This window comes from Fulvivirga marina (assembly GCF_016775155.1).
In the GTDB taxonomy this organism is placed as follows: domain Bacteria; phylum Bacteroidota; class Bacteroidia; order Cytophagales; family Cyclobacteriaceae; genus Fulvivirga; species Fulvivirga marina.
In genome coordinates this window covers 60,251-78,186 of record NZ_JAEUGD010000064.1, presented here as the reverse complement: position 1 = coordinate 78,186, position 17,936 = coordinate 60,251, and the positions used below count along the sequence as shown (strand labels likewise).

Sequence of the window (17,936 nt, the reverse complement as noted above, 5' to 3'; positions counted from 1 at the left end):
ATCTAATTGAACTAAATTAAAGGAATCATGGCAGAATATACTTTAAACATCAACGGAAAGCCCCATCACGTAGATGTGGCCCCGGATACACCACTATTGTGGGTATTGCGGGATCATTTGAAGCTGTTAGGAACCAAATTTGGCTGTGGTATAGGTCAGTGCGGAGCTTGTACCATCCATTTTGATGGTATCGCCACACGGTCATGCCTTATCCCGGTATCAGCAGCAGGTAGCAAATCAATCACCACCATAGAAGGGTTATCTAAAAAACAGGACCATCCTGTACAGCAAGCCTGGATTGAACATGACGTGCCCCAATGTGGCTATTGCCAGAGCGGGCAAATGATGAGCGCAGCAGCACTTTTAAAGCAAAACCCCAGCCCTTCAGATAGTGAAATAGATGCGGCAATGTCGGGAAACATATGTCGCTGCGGAACTTATATACGCATTAAGGCAGCGATCAAAACGGCTGCAACCAAAAGTTGATCCCGGTTCTCTAACTCAAAAATGACATTTCATGACACTTATTAAAACCAATTATAATAGAAGATCATTTCTGAAAGTATCTGCCGCGGCAGGTGGCGGAATTATTTTGGGTTTCAACTGGCTGGTATCATGTACCCCTTCAGAAAAGCAACTGGCTCAAATGCCTGAGGAATGGTTTAACATCAATGCATTTCTAAAAATCGGAGATAACGGTATTGTTACCATCATGTCGCCCAACCCTGAGATTGGCCAAAATGTAAAAACCTCCATGCCGATGATCGTCGCTGAGGAGCTGGATGTAGACTGGAAAAACGTGGTAGTAGAGCAGGCTGGCCTGGATACTCAAAAATATACCCGACAGCTTGCCGGAGGAAGCCAGTCGATACGCCAGGGATGGCAGAGCCTGAGAATGGCCGGAGCTACTGCGCGACGCATGTTACTTGAAGCTGCAGCAAAGCAGTGGAATGTGCCCGTGAGCGAACTCACTACAGCAGGCGGTATGATCAAAGACAAATCAGGACAGAGCATCAGCTATGGTGAAATTGCCTCAGCAGCAGCCAACATTGCTGTACCTGAAGAAGTAGAGCTTAAAGACCCAAAAGATTTTAAAATTATCGGACAGCCTACCAAAAATGTTGACGGTCCTAAAATCATTAAGGGAGAGCCTCTCTTTGGGCTGGATTATTATGAAAAGGACATGCTGATTGCTATGATAGTGCATCCACCTGCATTTGGTCTGAAGCCTAAAAACGTGGATGACAGCGAAGCCAAAGCATTACCTGGTGTCAAGGATGTTTTTATTATTAATTCCTTGCCGGACGGTATAGAAAAACAATGGTCTGATGTGAATGCCTTTCCGGAGCTAGTGGTAGTAGTAGGTACGAGCACCTGGGAGGTTATGAAAGCGAAGAAAGCTCTAAAAATAGAATGGGAAGAAGTAACGCCAGGTGAAAATACAGAGGACTACATGAATGGACTGGCCGCTTTAATGGACAAAGCTCCTGAACAGGCAGATCGTAAAGATGGCAATCCGGACGATGCATTTAAAAAGGCTACAAAAACGATCGAACGAACCTATACAGCCCCATTCCTGGCTCACAATACCATGGAGCCCATGAACTTCTTTGCCCATGTAACGGCTGATAAAGCGGAGCTTGTAGGCCCTATCCAAACTCCGGAATATCTTCGAAAAACCCTCGTTGAAACACTTGGACTTCCTGAAGATAAGATATCAATCATGATGACTCGTATGGGTGGTGGCTTCGGACGTAGGCTTTATGGTAACTTCGCTGTTGAAGCAGCTGCTATCTCCAAGAAATTAAATGCTCCGGTAAAACTGGTATATACCCGTGAAGATGACATGACTCAGGGAACATATAGACCGGCATACACAGTAAAATATCAGGCTGCCATCGATGCAGACAACAACCTTATTGGCTTCAAAGTGCGGGGGGCAGGTATTAATGGAAGCCCGGTTTTCAATAACCGTTTTCCTGCCGGTGCAGTGGATAATTATCTTGCTGAGAACCATTCTTTGAGCTCTAATATCTCCACAGGTGCCTGGCGAGCGCCATCATCCAATTTTATAGCTTTTGCTGAGCAGTCATTTTTAGATGAGATCGCCGAAACAGTAGGCAAAGACCCTATTGACTTTAGGCTTGAACTGTTTGACAGGGCCAAATCGAACCCTGTAGGTACCGAAAATGACTATGATCCTGAAAGATATGCGGGCGTACTTAAGCTGGTAAAGGAGAAGTCCGGCTGGGGTACCAGTAAGCCTGGTGTAAGCCGGGGTGTATCGGCCTATTACTGTCATAACTCCTACGTTGCCCAGGTTATTGACCTTGTGATGAAAGATGATAAACCCGTTATACAGAAGATCTGGTGCGCTATTGACTGCGGCATAGTTGTAAACCCGGAAGGAGCACTAAACCAGGTAGAGGGCGGTATGATCGATGGTTTGGGGCATGCCATGTATAGTGCTATGACATTTAAAGAAGGAAACCCCAATCAAAACAACTTCAATAACTATAAGCTGATCAGAATGAGTGAAGCACCTCTGGAAATAGAGACTTTCTTTGTTCAGAATGGTATTGACCCAACAGGTTTGGGCGAACCTTCCCTACCCCCAGTGGCTGCGGCTTTAGCTAATGCTATTTACTCTGCGACAGGATCAAGGATATCCAGCCAGCCTTTTGCAGAGCATATGGGTAAAGAGAAGGTGATGAATTAAAATATTTTGAAGGGAAGATTCAAAATTACTTAGATGACGATTTTTTAGAATACGTCATGATAATAGAAAAGGAGGACTTCTTGGTCCTCCTTTTTACTTTGATTTGTTATTTATTCAAACAAATATGCTTTCGTTTAAAAAGAATAAGAATAAGTCAAAGTAGCCGTAACCTCACTAAATTTAGTTGTAGCCTCACCGGTTTTGTTAAGGTAAATCAAGTTAAGCCCTAGTCTATGCTTGCCCGACCATTTCCTTTTTACAGGTTCTGCAGGTGACTCCTTTTGTACCACACCTTTTGGCAGGGTTTCACCTGTGGTTGTGCTATGCTCCTGATCCTTTTCTTTCAGTTCCTCTTCTTGTTTTTTAAGTTTTTCAGGTGTCAAATTGAGGCCTAGCCGTATGGTTAACACCTTTGAAGATGGATTATCAGAGTATTCCTGTATGTTGTAAGAAGTGGCTAATGTACTTCGTAAGGCTTTCTTCCACATGGATTTGGTTACAGATACATTAGGGCCAATGGTGGTCGATTCCGCCATACTCAATTCGCTTCGGTACATACTAACACCACTGGAAAGACTTAGGTTGGAAGCGGAGATCATATACCTATAGGCAAGGTTACCGTTGTAAAAATATGATGAGGTTGTTTCGTTTATCTCATCATTTTCATCGCTTGACTCCTGGTATGAGCCGGTAAACATTACGGACTGTTTGTTCTCTCTTGAACCAAAGGAATACCCTAATGACAATGCACTGTTTTTATTCACCTGATAGAAATTTAAAGTATCCAGATCATTTTGAAAGAAAGGATCAAACCTCGGCCTTACATTGGTAAAGGTGGTGAAGTTGGAATAGGTGGCGTTGATATTCCAATGTTGATCTGGAATATAGTTGGCATTGAATGATGCAATTACCCGTTCTGTAGAACTCACTTCCGTTTCTTCTAGGTTATTCTTCTGCGTTCCTACATTAGCTCCAAGGGTCAGTTTGTTTTTTAATGCCCTTACTGAGCCACTAACAGTTACGTTTTCAAGGTCATCGTTAAAAAAATATGCCCCTAGTGTATTGAAACCGGGATCGATTCGCTCATAGTTTAATTGCAATACATAGGTATTACCATTATAGGCTATGCTGGTATTAAAAGCATTGTTGAACTGACTGGACGCCCTTGCTGTAAACAATGGTGTTTGTGCCAAAGTATGACTGGCCTCAACCTCTTCACTTCGGATATCATGCGTTAATGCGCTGGTAGCATATTCCATATTCAGGCTAACTCTTTTGAACAATTGTTTTCGCCCTAAAAAGCTTATCACAAGGTTTTCCTTCGGCAATACTTCATTTTGAACAGGTACGTAAGGAATAGACCCCAATTCATCTTCCGCCTTAAATATGATCACCTCAAGACTGTGTGCCTGATCGTGGTACCCGGCCTTCATACCATACCCCATTCTTTTAAAAGCCGGTAAGTTAGAAGTGATGGCAAGGGTATCTTCCGGTACTGCTTTGTTAAGCTCTCCATACATGGCACTAAACTGCCACTTGCCTGGTGTAAGTTCTACGCCAGCTCCCAGAAACACATGTCCAGCCAAGGTATATTTGGAGAAATTCATACTGTTGTACCCCAGATAAGCTTTTACCCACTTATACTGAGGTGTTACCCCATACCTGTTAAAGGGCTGGCTAAAGCTTCTGTTCTGGTTGCTAAAGCTGAAAGAAAAAGGAACACTCCAACCATAAATATCCAGGTTCAGGTTTCCCGTGGTAAACCAATTAAAAGGATCTCTGCGGTTCTCAATACCCGAGGCATTGTAGAAAACTCCTGACGTGTTTACTGAACCAGAAACCTTGATTGGCTCCTGGTCTTTGAGGTTGTCGAGGTTTTGGGCCTGTACTCCGGTAAAAACTAAACAAAGAGTAAACGAAAATAAATAATACTTCACCTAAAGGGTTATTTAACTAAGTAACAAAGCGTTTATTTGATCAAGGTTTCTCAGGTTATAAATCCCTAATCTTCTCCATGATCATGTCCAAATTCTTCTTATCCATTTCAGTTAGAAGACCATTAACATCTTTTCTTCTCTGTTTCTTGCTTTCTTTGGAGCTATAAAAAGTGAAAGTGTTGAAAAATGCCTGATAAAATGGAGAGTTAAATTGATAGTTATGCTTGGCAAAAATAAAATTCTTTAGAATCAACAGTTCATTTAGATTAAGATCGACCACTGCATTTCGATTTAGTAGACTATCATAGTAAAGGTTATAAAATGCTCTCTCCATGGGGTATTTTAACTGTAAATCAAAATCACCAGTTGAGCCGTTAACATTAGACCTAACTCTATAGAACTTTTCATTACTGCGGAATGTATAACCTACTATCCCAATTTTGCGTTTTAACACCCTCCCTATGATCTTATACCTCTTGTCCATTACAAAAGCATCCTGATCCCATCGGGCATCACTTTCGTGAAAGTCAGAACTAAAGTAGGCCAAGGTATCAGAGCAATCAACAATGAAGCCATTACCAATCTTTGGCTCAAAACTTAAGTGCTTGTAATGAGGATAATTTACAAGGTGCTTTTTGGGATCAGATACTAACGTTTGAAAATTGGATGTTTGAGTAATATTCTGTACTTCATTTGCTCGTGTATCAAGTATAAAATAATTAAGATCTGTCAACCCTCCATCAAATATTCCGGTTTCCACCAAAATCTTATTATTTCTACCAATAGAATATAGTTTGGTGACTAATGGCAAATATGGAGACCAACTTTCATAAGATTTTATTTCTTCCAATTGATAAAAGTCAAATAGCATGTCTATTCCGTTTTCTCCAAATGCTCCCCGATATAACTTAAAACCATGCCCTTCGCATCTCTCTCCTTCGGTATTTACATATATATATTTGTCTACAAAATAGTTATACCCGTACAGGTATTCAAAAAGGTATAAAGTATCTAAACCTGAAATTTGATTAGATTGAAACTTATTTTGAAGGATAAAGATGTTTAATGACTGATTCGCATCCTTGTTTATATACCATGCATTAAACCTATCTCCTGGATTAATGGCTTCATGAAATTGAACGTACCCGTTATCAAAAGCCGATGAATCCAAAACAGTAGTGTCAGATTTTAGGTACAAAATCGATTTATACCTATATGTGTTATCTCTTTCATAAGAAATCTGTAAGTCTTCCAACTCAATTTGTTCGTGAATGTTCGAATCTTCAAGGTAGTTATAGTATTCCTCATTGGAAATTTGTGCATAAATATTTACCTGTGATAGAAACAGCGATAAAAGCAAAATATTAGCTATAATTTTAATCATACCAGCGTAAACAATCTTTTTATTGACGATGAGCATCTGTTCTTCTTAATTAAAGAAAAGACTATAAATCTCTAATCTTCTTTAAGATTACATCCAGATTTTTTTTATCCATTTCTGTAAGAAGATTATTAACATCCTTTCTTCTATGTTTTTTGCTTTCTTTGGAGTTGTAAAAAGAAAAAGTATTAAAATATGCTTGATAAAATGAGGACTGAAACTGATAGTTATGCTTGGCAAAAATGAAATTTTTTAGAATTGATAGCTCATGTATATCCACGTTGGCTAGGGATTCTTTGTTCAACAGGAGATCGTAATAAATATTATAGAAAGCCTTCTCCATTGGATATCTCAACTGAATATTAAAATCCAATAAAGTAGAATCCGAAGCTGACCTAATTCTATACCATGATTTTTTATCTTCAATAACAAAACCAACTTCATACAAATCCCTTTTCAAAGCTCTGTCAACAATTTGATAGTCTTTATTAATCACAAATGCGTCTTGCTCCCACCTTGCGGTACCTTCGGAAAAATCAGCAGTGAAATATGCCAAAGTATCAGAGGCATCCATTAAAAAGTAACTTCCTATCTGAGGTTCAAAATAGAGACGTTTAAAGTCAATATGATTGACGAGATTCTCCTTTGGATCAACAGTTATCTTTTGAAAATTTTCGGTTCTTGTAATATTCTCAACTTGTCCAGAAGAAACGTTAAGTATGAAATAATTTAGACTCATCAGCCCTCCATCGAATATTCCTGTTTCGATCAATATTTTATCATTGGAATCGCCAACTTGGAACACGTCTGTAATATATGGTACAACAGGAGCCCAGGTCTCGTAGTCCTTTATCTCTGGAATTTTGTAAAAGTCATATAAAAGTTCAAAAGTGCGACTAATTATATTTTGTCGGTAAAGGACTTGGCCTCCTACTTCGACAGGATCTTCACTTCCGTAGCTATTAAGTACTTTATTTGAATAATATGCATGATTGTATTGACGCTCAATGAAAATTAAAGAATCATCTAAGTATAAATCATGGAGTTCCAGTGTTTTGCCTCCAATGCTCAACTTTTGGTAACCTTTAAGTTCATTGGAATAACATAAAAATATTTTGCCGGATTCTTCAGAAATAGTATATGGCAACTTCAATACATTTTCATTGTCATACGATAGAGAATCTATTTTTTGATTTCTGTTAAAGAGAGTCAGCTTATTTTGATAGTTGAATTTTTCATCTATGCTCTCAATAACTTTAATATCATTTAGCCGCACAAAAAGTGAGTTTTTGCTATTATCCTCTACGCCAAAGTATTCTTCTATTGATTGAGCAGACCCAACCAAACTTCCTAGCAGAAGCAACATTAATAATGTTATATACCTAATCATTTCAAAATCTCAAAACAATAAACATTACTTCCATCATCGCCTAACAAATACTTATCCTGATAAGGGCGATCCAAAAATCGAAAACGGGTAAGGTCTAGTCGATTCTGAAGGATGTAATTATCTGGATCTTCCGGGGGATATTTCTCAGAAGTAAACTGAGCATATTCAATTTTGTGTGTATGACGGTTTAATGCGGTTATTACGCCTGCAAGGCTTTCCCTACCATATTGTTCAAAGAAAATATAATCATCTGTAAGGGTGATTTCCGAGACTATTTTTACATCCTCCGATACCCAATATACTTCCCCAGAGGTTTTGCTGATGCAATACACATTCATAGGGGTTCGGGCAAAAATACTGTCTCCGTCAAATATCATTTGCATAGTAAATTCCGAGTTATCACGACCAGCCAGCCATGTGGACTCTATTTGTCGTGTTTCCAGGTTCACTACATTCAACCCAAATGATTCTGCCCAAAGGTAAAGCTTATTGTCTTGTCTGTTCAGGCCACCATTTAATGAGGACTTTCCTTCGGTAATAATTGGAAGAGTCCAAAGTATTTCACCAGTACTTTTATCCAGTTGATAAAAAGAGGTTCGGGTGGTCAGATTGATCAGGTTTTGATTATACTCTTGAAAGGTATAAACCGTTTCTGGAAACTCCTTCTTACACACCTGCTCTTTGGTAAAGGGGTTAAAGCCAAATAGTTTGTTTTTATCTTCTAAATAGCATAGAACAGAATCCTTTAATAAATAAGGAAAGTCTCCATCACTTATAAAACCAAACTTTTTATATTTACGCTTATTGAGAAAAATTTCACCTGTATAAATATTTTTTATCACTATTTTATCCATCAAGTCATATACCAAAAGGCTATCCGGTAACCTCGATTTGATTACTTGCTGATCTACAATGTTTGAGAAAAACAGCAGCTTAGAGGTCTTCAAGTCCACCACAAAATCCATATTAAAATGATGAATAAGCAAGTCATTTTTAACCAGAACACGCTTGATAAAATATGCTGAGTAATCATTCTGTTCATAAGAGAACTCCCATTTTGGCTCAAGTATTTCAGCAAGACTTTTATTAGCATAAATATTGGTTATCACTTGTGCTGTTCCCTTAGATGAAAATAACAAGCTAAATGCAATTACAATTGTATATCTCATGTGTTTTCTTCTTAAAACTTATCTTTGGCTATGCTCTAGAATTCATAACCACCCTGGTAGCGTCCGCCACGGACCCTGTATCTTTTTGAGCGGACATCCTATTTCATTTTAGGTCTTAGGATCGCTACGCTAAAAAGTAAATGCAGTTAAGATCATGATATTTAAACGCATGCTTTAGTGGTATAGGCTATTTCATCAATTTAAACCCATAGATCTTATCATCTAGAACACCTATGATTATATCACCATTAACTACTTCACTACTAAAATGCATCATCATCCTATTTTCATTAGTTTCGTAATCATTAACTTCTGAGTCTTTGCCTATTAAAGCAGAATTAAGTCCTTGATATATTATACTACCACTCTTTTTATCTGCCACAGTTAAGAACTGGTCTCCCTCCTCGTATAAATAAAAAAGTAGAAAATCTTTTATAACCGTTAATTCGGTTTTTTCAATATAGCCATTGTCCGTTTCGTCAATAGTCCATTTTAGCACACCGCTTTCCTTATCCAATGCGAACAGCGAATTATCAGTTACATACACATATCTATCATCATAAGCTATTCTATTCTTTTTACTCGCATAACGCCCCAAAGGATAAGTCCAGATAACTTCATTTTTCATTAAATCAAATGCAACCAATCCAATATCCTTAACCACCATATATACACAGTCGTCGGAAATTTTCATTCCTGACAATACTTTGCCACCAATTGAATATCTACTTACCGGATTACCATTACGTTTATTTAAAATCATCAATGTTGATTCATTTACTACCAAGACCCGGTCTCCATTAATAATTGGACAATTAAATATTCTCGAATCTGATTTGGTTTGCCATAACTTGGCATTTGTTTTTAGGTTTATTCCTTCTATTAAATAATCATCAACAATGTCTACCCAAATACTGTCCTTAACAGAATGGATTTTGTTTTCACCTATGTAATAAGCCCTTTTCCTTGTGTTCTCAATACTATCTCCATTAACCTCCAGACTTAAAGCATGTAATTTCAAATCCGTACTATAGACAATGTATTGATCTGAAAACACACCCACATTCCCTTCGCTGCTCAATTTTGCGCCTGTAGTGACATCCAAAATACTGCCGTACAAATGAGCGTAATTCCCTTTTACAGCAGGTAAGACTTCTTTGAAATCCAAATCATTTTGCCAGATCAATTTTGCGAAATAATTTATGGGTTTTATTTCTGCATTTTGAGCGTTTATATGCAACGCACACAGGCTTAAAAAAACACTAAATATTATCTTCATATCTATATTAAAAAGTTCTATACTCTTCACTTGGTTGAAAATGCATCCAATCTCGCTTTCTGGTCCAATCTCCTCCCCATTCAATCTTATTACTATTCAAAAAGTATTTAACGAAATTGTTGTCAAGGTTAAAGAATCCAGTCTCACCCAAACTCAATATTGCACTTCGCGTGCCATTCTCATTCAGCCACCTAACGTAACCAGAAAAATTTGCCTTCATTTTTCGATGAGACAATATCTCATTAAAGCGCCCCATAAAAACCTTGCACATACTAACATTTTGAGTATCAAATTGAGGCACATTTTTGAGGTCATAGGTAATATCAAAATATGAAGGAAGATACCCAGGATCTTTAGTCTCGTTAATCTCACTTAATATTAGCTGATAAGCTGATTTATACGATGTCAAAGTTTGATTAAGAGCACTGAAATATGTCTTGTAATAATTCAACTCCTCTTTAAAATTTAAACTCCACAAAAAAGCCCTTCCATACCCCGTTTCGATTAATTTTTTTTGATTTTGTACTTCTGCCATCAATAAATTAATACCTTCTATAGTTGCTTGACACTGTAGCGGCACGTCAGTCTGCAATTCCTTTAGAAATTCTTGTGTTATATTGTTTTTAAACCATAACTCATTTACTAAGTATTTTACTCTCTTATGTATTTTTTCATAATCAGAATACAAAGTACTGTAGTCCTCAGATGTTTGTATATTAAAAATATCAAAGTCTTGCTCTCCAGAATTCTGGTCAATGTAATTAAATCCTTCTAATATTGAATTTAAGGAAGTGGAATTGATTCTGCTTTTAAACAGGTTACTTGCATCCTTCATTTGCTCTACTGACAAATCAGTATTCCAAAAATCAACATTAGTCACAACCTTGAAGAACAAGTTCATTTTTTCGTAAATCTGTGGATTTTTCAAAGGATCAATATCAATTGCAAATCCAAATGAGTGATCACTTATTGTTCTGGAGTGGTTCATAAATCTAATGCCATAATCAATTATACTATACTTATTTTTATACATACTATAATCACCAGCACTTTTCATTTTCGCTTCAATTTCTTCTAAAATGGGTCTGTAATTTTTATGTGTAGCTATTTTTTTGCCTAGAAACATGAATGTCGTGTCATTTTTATCCATATAATTCAAAGGTCCTGAATTAATATTTTCAATTCCAATGTTTTCAACCATATCATCCCTTAGCATTATATAGTATTGAAACTTGGTTGTTCCAATTGGAGCATTATTAATAAATATCCTTTCCTTAATTTCGTCTGAAGCGTCCATCCACTCATCAACATAAGGGTAAACCTTTCCACTTGTATATACAGTAAAATTATCAGTGAAATTCTCCAGCCGACTAGCAACAATTTTTACTTTAAATGGAGACATATCATGTCTAATATATTTTCCATTTTTATCTCCTTGGTTCATTTTCCCATCCCATTTAAAGCTTAAATTTTCGCCAATCTTTATATCCTCTTTGTTTACATAGACCAATGTTCCGTCCTTCTTATAAACCTCCAGCTTCGCATATTGCAAGGGATATTTCTCGGTAGCCTTGATTGAGTATGTGATTTCCAATTTATCGTTGTCAATACCAGATGCAAACTGATCATCGTTTATAGGCACAATAGTCACTAATTCAGGCCTCTCCTCTTCCTCAACAAGATAAGGACATAATATTTGAACAAGCTGATCCCACTGCTCCTCAGAAAGCTCACTGCTATAAGGAGGCCGCTTGCCTTTGAGCTGATCAACCATCAGTTCAACCTGAGGGCCATTGATGTCATCTTCTTTTATTAATACTAATAGATTATCAGGTTCATTAATTAGATCATCAATTTTTCCCAAAATAGCTTGCAACTTTTCTTCATCCTTTGGCAGACAATCAGGTAATGATTGTATTCTTCTAAGCAACACCTCATCCAAAGGCCCTTTGCCGTTATTTTCAAGGTAAGTGGTAATTTCCTGCTTGAAGTATTCTAAAGCTTCTTTAATTAGTTCTTTTTCAGTATCAATTGTTTCATCATCTGTAACATTACTGTTTCCTTGCGTAACATTCCCCTCACCATCCACAACCCAAGTATCTCCCGACCCATCTGTGAACCTGACATCCTCCTTCTCCCCGGTTTCCGGATCGACGGGCTGCTCATAGGTATGCTGCATTCCGTTCTCATCTGTCACTACAATTACTCCATCATCTCCCACGGTTACATCACTGATCTCTCCGTCATAATCAATATCTACGCCATCAAAGTCATTATTAGTATCACTGTTCTCATCGTCGGTATTATCGTCTCCATCATCAGAGCCTGCATCACCATCACCTTCCCAAGTCTCTATCAAACCATCAATACCATCCGAAAGGGCAATCACTTCCCCATCCACTACCTGGTACAGTTCATTGACCCGAATATTGTCAAACTTCACGGCGAGATTGAAACCGAGGAATGGGGTTTCAACAGAGCCATAGCCTGAGAATACACCGTCACCTCCCGTTACTTTAGTGAGCCTCATATTGAAGTCCCCTACTGTAAACACCTCTCCACGAATGGCAGAAATAAGAGGAGTGGTATTTAAAGGCTGCTGAACCTCCTGAGGATCACCGCAGGCAAATACCCGGGGTGGATAGGTGGTAAACCGTTTGGTTTCAGTCCATGAGCTGACAAAGGCTCCCCTCTTGCTACCAATACGAACCTCGTAGGCCGTTTGAGCCATCAGGTCTTGCAGTACCACATACATGCTGTCGGCCAGTTGTGCATCCGGCGGGAGCTGTAGTTCTTCCACAAACCATTCTGCCTGAGGATTGTCCGCCAGCCTGTATTCTACGGTATAGCCATCCGGTTCCAGCGAAGGAACCCATGAAGCCATACCCATACTCTCATTAAGCCCCCAGGCCTTAAACTCGTCCGGTTCAGGGAGCGGCTCTTCATTTTCGGCTACCCTGAAAGTACAGATCTTACTGTAACCATTGTTTTTGAAGCGATCTCTCCCTCCCAAGTCTATCGCCTGAACCTGCCAGACATATTCCATTCCCGGCACCAAAGGTGGTTCTGCAACACCGTAGAGCAGGCTCGTTTCAGCCGTTTGTAATTCATAGATCGGGTTGGTACTGAGCACAATGTCCGCAGGGTTTCGGCCTTCAGAACGGATTTCGTACAACCTGAAAATATAATCTGTTGTAAAGCTGGAATTGGGTGAAATAGCCATCGGTGTCCACTGGAATATCACCGATTGCTGCATCTCATTCAGCTCAAGCTCAGCGGCACATGCGGGCTGGTTGAGCATGGGCGGATCAGGACGTACCAGCCAGAGGTTCTGGCAGCTTTGCTGAGAGAGCTGTATTTCAGGGTGGCGGTAGTCGTAAACGGTAAAACAGAACTGGTAAAATCCTTCGGGTAACCTGCCATATCTTTCAAACTCCGATTTGCTGTAGCCGCTAAAAATGAGGTTTCTGCTCTCGAACAACGGCGCCAGATCAGTAGCATCCAGCCAGGTGGAAAGTCCTCCTTCGATGGTTATGGGCGCAGGGTTATAGGTGGGTGAAGTTTCTATCCTCACCCCCTGCCCTTTAATCACCAGTCTGAGCCTGACATCATAGACCGGCTCGGTAAGGTCGCGAAGGAAAAGGTTAAGTTTAAGCTGTTCTGACCCCGGCGCTACATAGTCGCTGATGAATACGGAGTATGGCGGTGCAATTTGGGTGGTAGCATTTACCGGATACATCTGAGAAAAAGCACTTTGAGCTACTCCCGTTAATATGTAAATCGCCGTCAACAAGGCAAAGATCAGGGGGTAATTATATTGGTATCGGTTCTTCATCTTGGTCATCTGTATCATTTGTTCACCAGCACTTTGATTACGGTCTCTTCATCTCCGGTCATTGCCCTAAGCAGGTAAACACCGCTCTGTTGATTTGAAAGGTCAAATGAAGTCATATAAAAGTCTCGCCCTGAAAACTGCTGTTCCGTAACTTTCAACCCGTACATATCATATATTTCCAGCATAAGATCAGCACGCTGATGCAACTCAATAACCACTTCAAATTTGCCCTGGTTGGGGTTAGGGTATACCCGGGCCGTTTTAATACCAAGCTCCCCAAAGAAGATGCGACCATTGTTTGGCTTTTCATCCTTGTCATATACTGTAATAGATTTGGTCTGATGATCTACACAACCTCCGAAATAAGCCGTAAAACCGATCTCGTATTCACCTGCCTGGCCGTAAAGTACTTGCGGGTGGCCTGATGAGTCATCTATAACGGTCATATCACCACCAAAATACCACTCCACACTATCCGGTCTTGGATCAGTTACATCAACAATCACCACGGTATCCCCGGCTTCGAGTTCGGTAGCCGTAAGGAAGTTGACATCGAACAGTACGTCCGAACGCTTCAGTTCAAACTGCTCGCTCATGACGCAACCATCAGGCAGGCTTACTTCGGCGGTATAAATCCCTTCTTCTGCTATGGTGATCCGGGCTTCGTTGCTGGTGAAGCCATTGGGCGAAGACCAAAAATAATGGGCACCCTCAGCATCATAGGTGGCATCAATGGTATAGGTCTGCCCCTGGCAAAGGGTAGCTTCCGGCTCTATGTCTATATTGTCCGGCTCGGTTATTTCGTATTCGCCCAGGACTATGCAGCCTTCGGCATCGGTTACGGTCAGAGTGTATCTGCCAGGTGCCAGAGATGTTACATCTTTGGTATCTGCTCCATGTGACCATGAGTAAGCATAAGGAGCCACGCCGCCCTGCATGGTCGTTTCGATATGGCCGTTGTCATAATTATAACATGAACTGTGCACTATATTAGCATCCAGTATCATCGGGCTGTTCAGTTCTATTATGGTTACCTCTATAAAGGTTTCACAACCGTTCAGGTCTTTCACCCCAAGGGTATAGGTGCCGGATGTAAGGGAAGTAAATATAGGCTGGTTTCCATAGGTTCCGCTATTCAGATTGTATTCATAAGAAGCAATACCTCCGTTTGCTGCTACCGTAATGCTCCCGCTATTATCGCCATAACATTTCACATCAGTCTTGTCTGTCATAGACAGTTCCAGCAACTCAGGTTCGGGCAGGTTCAATATTTTTTCTACCTCGCAACCGTTGGCATCTTTGATATAAAAAGTATGATCTCCGGCAGTAAGACCGCCTATAACGGGCGTTGTGCCAAAAGTCCTTTCGTCTACGCTGTATAGATAGGGCGAGTCTGAGTTAAAGGTTATACCACCTGAACCTGTCAGGTTCACCTCTCCATCGGCCCCACCAAAGCAGCTAATGCCATAACCGTTTCTGGATGTGATGGAAAGCGCCATATCCAGAGGCAGATCAGGGGTGAGAAATTCAATCGCATCGGCATAAACGGTTTCACATCCTTCCATGTCAATAGCTTTGATGTGGTATGTGGCCGGGCCAAATTGTTTTGTTTCGTCATAAGCTGTCCAGGTAGCCTGATTATCATTAGAATAGTACCAGGTATAACTACCCCATCCTCCTTTAATATGAGGAATAATGGTGCCGTCCACTTCGCCAAAGCATTCCGGCCTGTCCACGTCAACGGCTTCTATAACGAGTACTGCCGGCTCTTCCATAGTATAGGCTTGAGAGCTTTTGATACAGCCATTGCTATTGGTAATGGTCAGTTGGTAGGTGCCGGGAAGCAATCCGGAAATGGATAGAGTTTCACCCTGGCTTCCGGTCTTGTAAGAAGCGCCGTTCCATGTCCAGCCAAAGGTATAGTTGCTCAAAAGACCGGAAGTACTCACATTGATCCCTCCGTTGTCAGATTCAAAGCAGGTAATCCTTTTCGGGGACAGGGCAATGGTCATTTCTTCGGGTTGGGTGAGGGTAACTGTTCCTGGTAACTGGTATTGGTCAGTACAGGTCGTCACATCGTTTTTGATGGCCATCTGATAGGTTCCTGGTTTCAGCCCAGAAAAATCCCCGGTGGTATTGGTTATTTCTTCACCGGTACCTGTATGGGCAAGCATGTAAACATATTTATTGAAGCCTCCTGAGCCGGAAACGGTTATTTGTCCGTCGGCAGCGCCGAAGCATGAGATATTTTTTTGATCTGCCAGTGCCAGGGACAGTGGCACAACGGCGTCTACTTTCTGGGTGGTTTCAAAGGCGGCACATCCCGGCTGCCCGGCATCGGTTACTTTTATGGTGTAAGTATCACCGGCCAGTCCGGTAAAGAGGTGGCTGGTAGCTGTGGTGTTCAGTTCTTCATCCACCAGTTGGTTGCTGCTGTTGTAAAGCCTGTAGTTAAAGGTTCCTGAGCCATCCTTTACATAGTTTGCAAAGGTTTTGTCATAGCTCGCGTCGATGCCGATTTTGCCATCGGGTTCATTAAAGCATAGCGGTGTGGTGGGTTCGGTTGTAGCGGTTACTTTGGGTGGCTGCTGAACGGTAAATACTTTCGCAGTATCTTTCATACAGCCATCGTTTACGGTCACGGTGTACTGACCGGCTGCAAGCCCTGAGAAGCTTCCTTTGCGGGCAGTTGCACCTGCATTGAAATTCCCAACTTCAGGAGATAGCACATAGGTAAAAACTCCATCCTTACCGCCAGAAACCGCTATATTAACACTACCATCACTACCTTCGGGGCAGGTAACATCATCAGGAACGGCTGCATCTATCACCGGTAAAGGGATGGCGTTTACTGTTTTTACCATGTACCGCGCACAGTTCCCAAGTTCTCCGCCGTTATTGCCAACGTATACATAATATGTTCCTGGTTCAACATTGGGTATGGTTACTGACGAACCTGTAAAGTTACCTTTTGCGGCACCAAAACTAACGCAAGCATCGGCTTCAGGGTCATCACATAGGCTGGTTTGAAGATAGTAACGATACGAGCCAACCCCGCTGACATTGGTAATCGCTATTGTACCTGTGCCAGGGTCGGTTTGACAGGATGGGGTTGTATAAGCAACAGTAAAGGTTGGGGCAGCGGCGGCTACGTCCACAAACTTAGGATCAGAGTAATTACTGGTAGAGGTACCTGATGCGGCCCTTGCCCTGAAAGTAATCTTCAATATATTGTTTGACTTTACCTTTGAGGCAATCTGGGGAATGTCCCCAATCTTTAACTTCATGTATTCAACTGTGTCCTTATTATTGATTATTGTATAGGCCGAGGTTGGCAACGACCGCCATATATATCTTTTCGTGGTTTCACAAATTTGTGAGGGTTCATCACAGCAAGGCTGATTGCCGCCGTCAATGGGGGCAGCATTTTCTATTGCCCCGGAACGGCTCTCTATCCTTAAAGGGGTACCACCACTGCAAGGGCCACAGTATGCAGGGTTCGGACGGCATTTGGTTTCATTGACATGTTCACTATCGAAAAGGTACTCATAGGAGTAGCTGACATCTTTTTTCTTGAACGCCTTGGGTATCGTAGTTTTTACGCTAATGGAATCATCAAAACATTTTTGTGCCGGAAGGCCGAAGCTCTTAATGGTAGGTGCGGGTGAGGTGTACTGGATTGTAACTTCTGCTCCCCACAACCAATTGTAAAAAGTACCGCAACTGGGGGCACTCCGCAACTTGGCTACGTAGTTCTCGTAGTCGGATATTGACGAAAATATTACCTTTTTGGAAGTACATGCCTGCTTGTAAATCAGCATGTACAGCTTGTTGGCCTTTCCCACTTCATAGTCCATCGGATTGAAATAAAGGCTATACGGTCCGAGTTTGTAATCATCATTATCGCTACCGCCTCCGCCATCATACTCATAGGCCCTGAAGTCTATTTGAAAATTTTCAGGAGCACCTGTATAGGTACTATTCGATAGTAACAGGTTGGTTGAATACCATGTAGCCTCAGCCCCTCCGTCAATGCCTTTTTCCGGTGTACTCCCGTTATAGGCAAACCGGAATTTGTATTCAGGAGCACCATTTTTACTATCTTTACAGTACCCAATTGTTTTGGTAATCTTTACAGTAATGTTCCCCTGGCCTTCACCCGCATAACAATAGTTAAGGTTAAAAAGGAGCAGGACACATAACCAAAAACCTTTTTTCACTAGCAT

General features: G+C 40.8%; 9 protein-coding genes. 2 read left to right on the top strand and 7 right to left on the bottom strand.

From position 1 onward, the window contains the following. The first annotated feature begins 27 nt into the window (after window positions 1–27). Together JMN32_RS19265 and JMN32_RS19260 are read left to right on the top strand one after the other, a co-directional pair. Window positions 28–486 (top strand): (2Fe-2S)-binding protein, encoded by a 459-nt coding sequence (locus tag JMN32_RS19265; RefSeq protein WP_202858004.1) that lies wholly within the window; start codon window positions 28–30, stop codon window positions 484–486. Window positions 487–517: 31 nt separating this feature from the next. Next, complete coding sequence (locus JMN32_RS19260) at window positions 518–2,719, top strand: molybdopterin cofactor-binding domain-containing protein (protein WP_202858003.1); 2,202 nt, start codon at window positions 518–520, stop codon at window positions 2,717–2,719. Window positions 2,720–2,853: 134 nt separating this feature from the next. On the opposite strand, the gene JMN32_RS19255 is transcribed toward JMN32_RS19260, so the two are convergent. The 7 genes from JMN32_RS19255 to JMN32_RS19225 all read right to left on the bottom strand — a co-directional run bounded on the left by JMN32_RS19255 (window position 2,854) and on the right by JMN32_RS19225 (window position 17,936). Then, window positions 2,854–4,656: a hypothetical protein gene (locus JMN32_RS19255; protein ID WP_202858002.1), complete on the bottom strand. Its 1,803-nt coding sequence runs from the start codon at window positions 4,654–4,656 to the stop codon at window positions 2,854–2,856. A 55-nt stretch (window positions 4,657–4,711) separates the two neighbouring features. After that, complete coding sequence (locus JMN32_RS19250) at window positions 4,712–6,040, bottom strand: YARHG domain-containing protein (RefSeq protein WP_202858001.1); 1,329 nt, start codon at window positions 6,038–6,040, stop codon at window positions 4,712–4,714. A gap of 61 nt (window positions 6,041–6,101) precedes the next feature. After that, window positions 6,102–7,403: a YARHG domain-containing protein gene (locus JMN32_RS19245; protein WP_202858000.1), complete on the bottom strand. Its 1,302-nt coding sequence runs from the start codon at window positions 7,401–7,403 to the stop codon at window positions 6,102–6,104. Between the two features lie 20 nt (window positions 7,404–7,423). Further along, window positions 7,424–8,596: an outer membrane protein assembly factor BamB family protein gene (locus JMN32_RS19240; protein WP_202857999.1), complete on the bottom strand. Its 1,173-nt coding sequence runs from the start codon at window positions 8,594–8,596 to the stop codon at window positions 7,424–7,426. 187 nt (window positions 8,597–8,783) lie between these two features. After that, window positions 8,784–9,875, bottom strand: a complete 1,092-nt coding sequence (locus JMN32_RS19235) for an outer membrane protein assembly factor BamB family protein (RefSeq protein ID WP_202857998.1) — start codon at window positions 9,873–9,875, stop codon at window positions 8,784–8,786. A 7-nt stretch (window positions 9,876–9,882) separates the two neighbouring features. Beyond that, window positions 9,883–13,710, bottom strand: a complete 3,828-nt coding sequence (locus JMN32_RS19230; protein ID WP_238354547.1) for a hypothetical protein — start codon at window positions 13,708–13,710, stop codon at window positions 9,883–9,885. Window positions 13,711–13,724: 14 nt separating this feature from the next. Next, entirely contained in the window at window positions 13,725–17,936 is a 4,212-nt protein-coding gene (locus tag JMN32_RS19225) for a T9SS type A sorting domain-containing protein (protein WP_202857996.1), read from the bottom strand.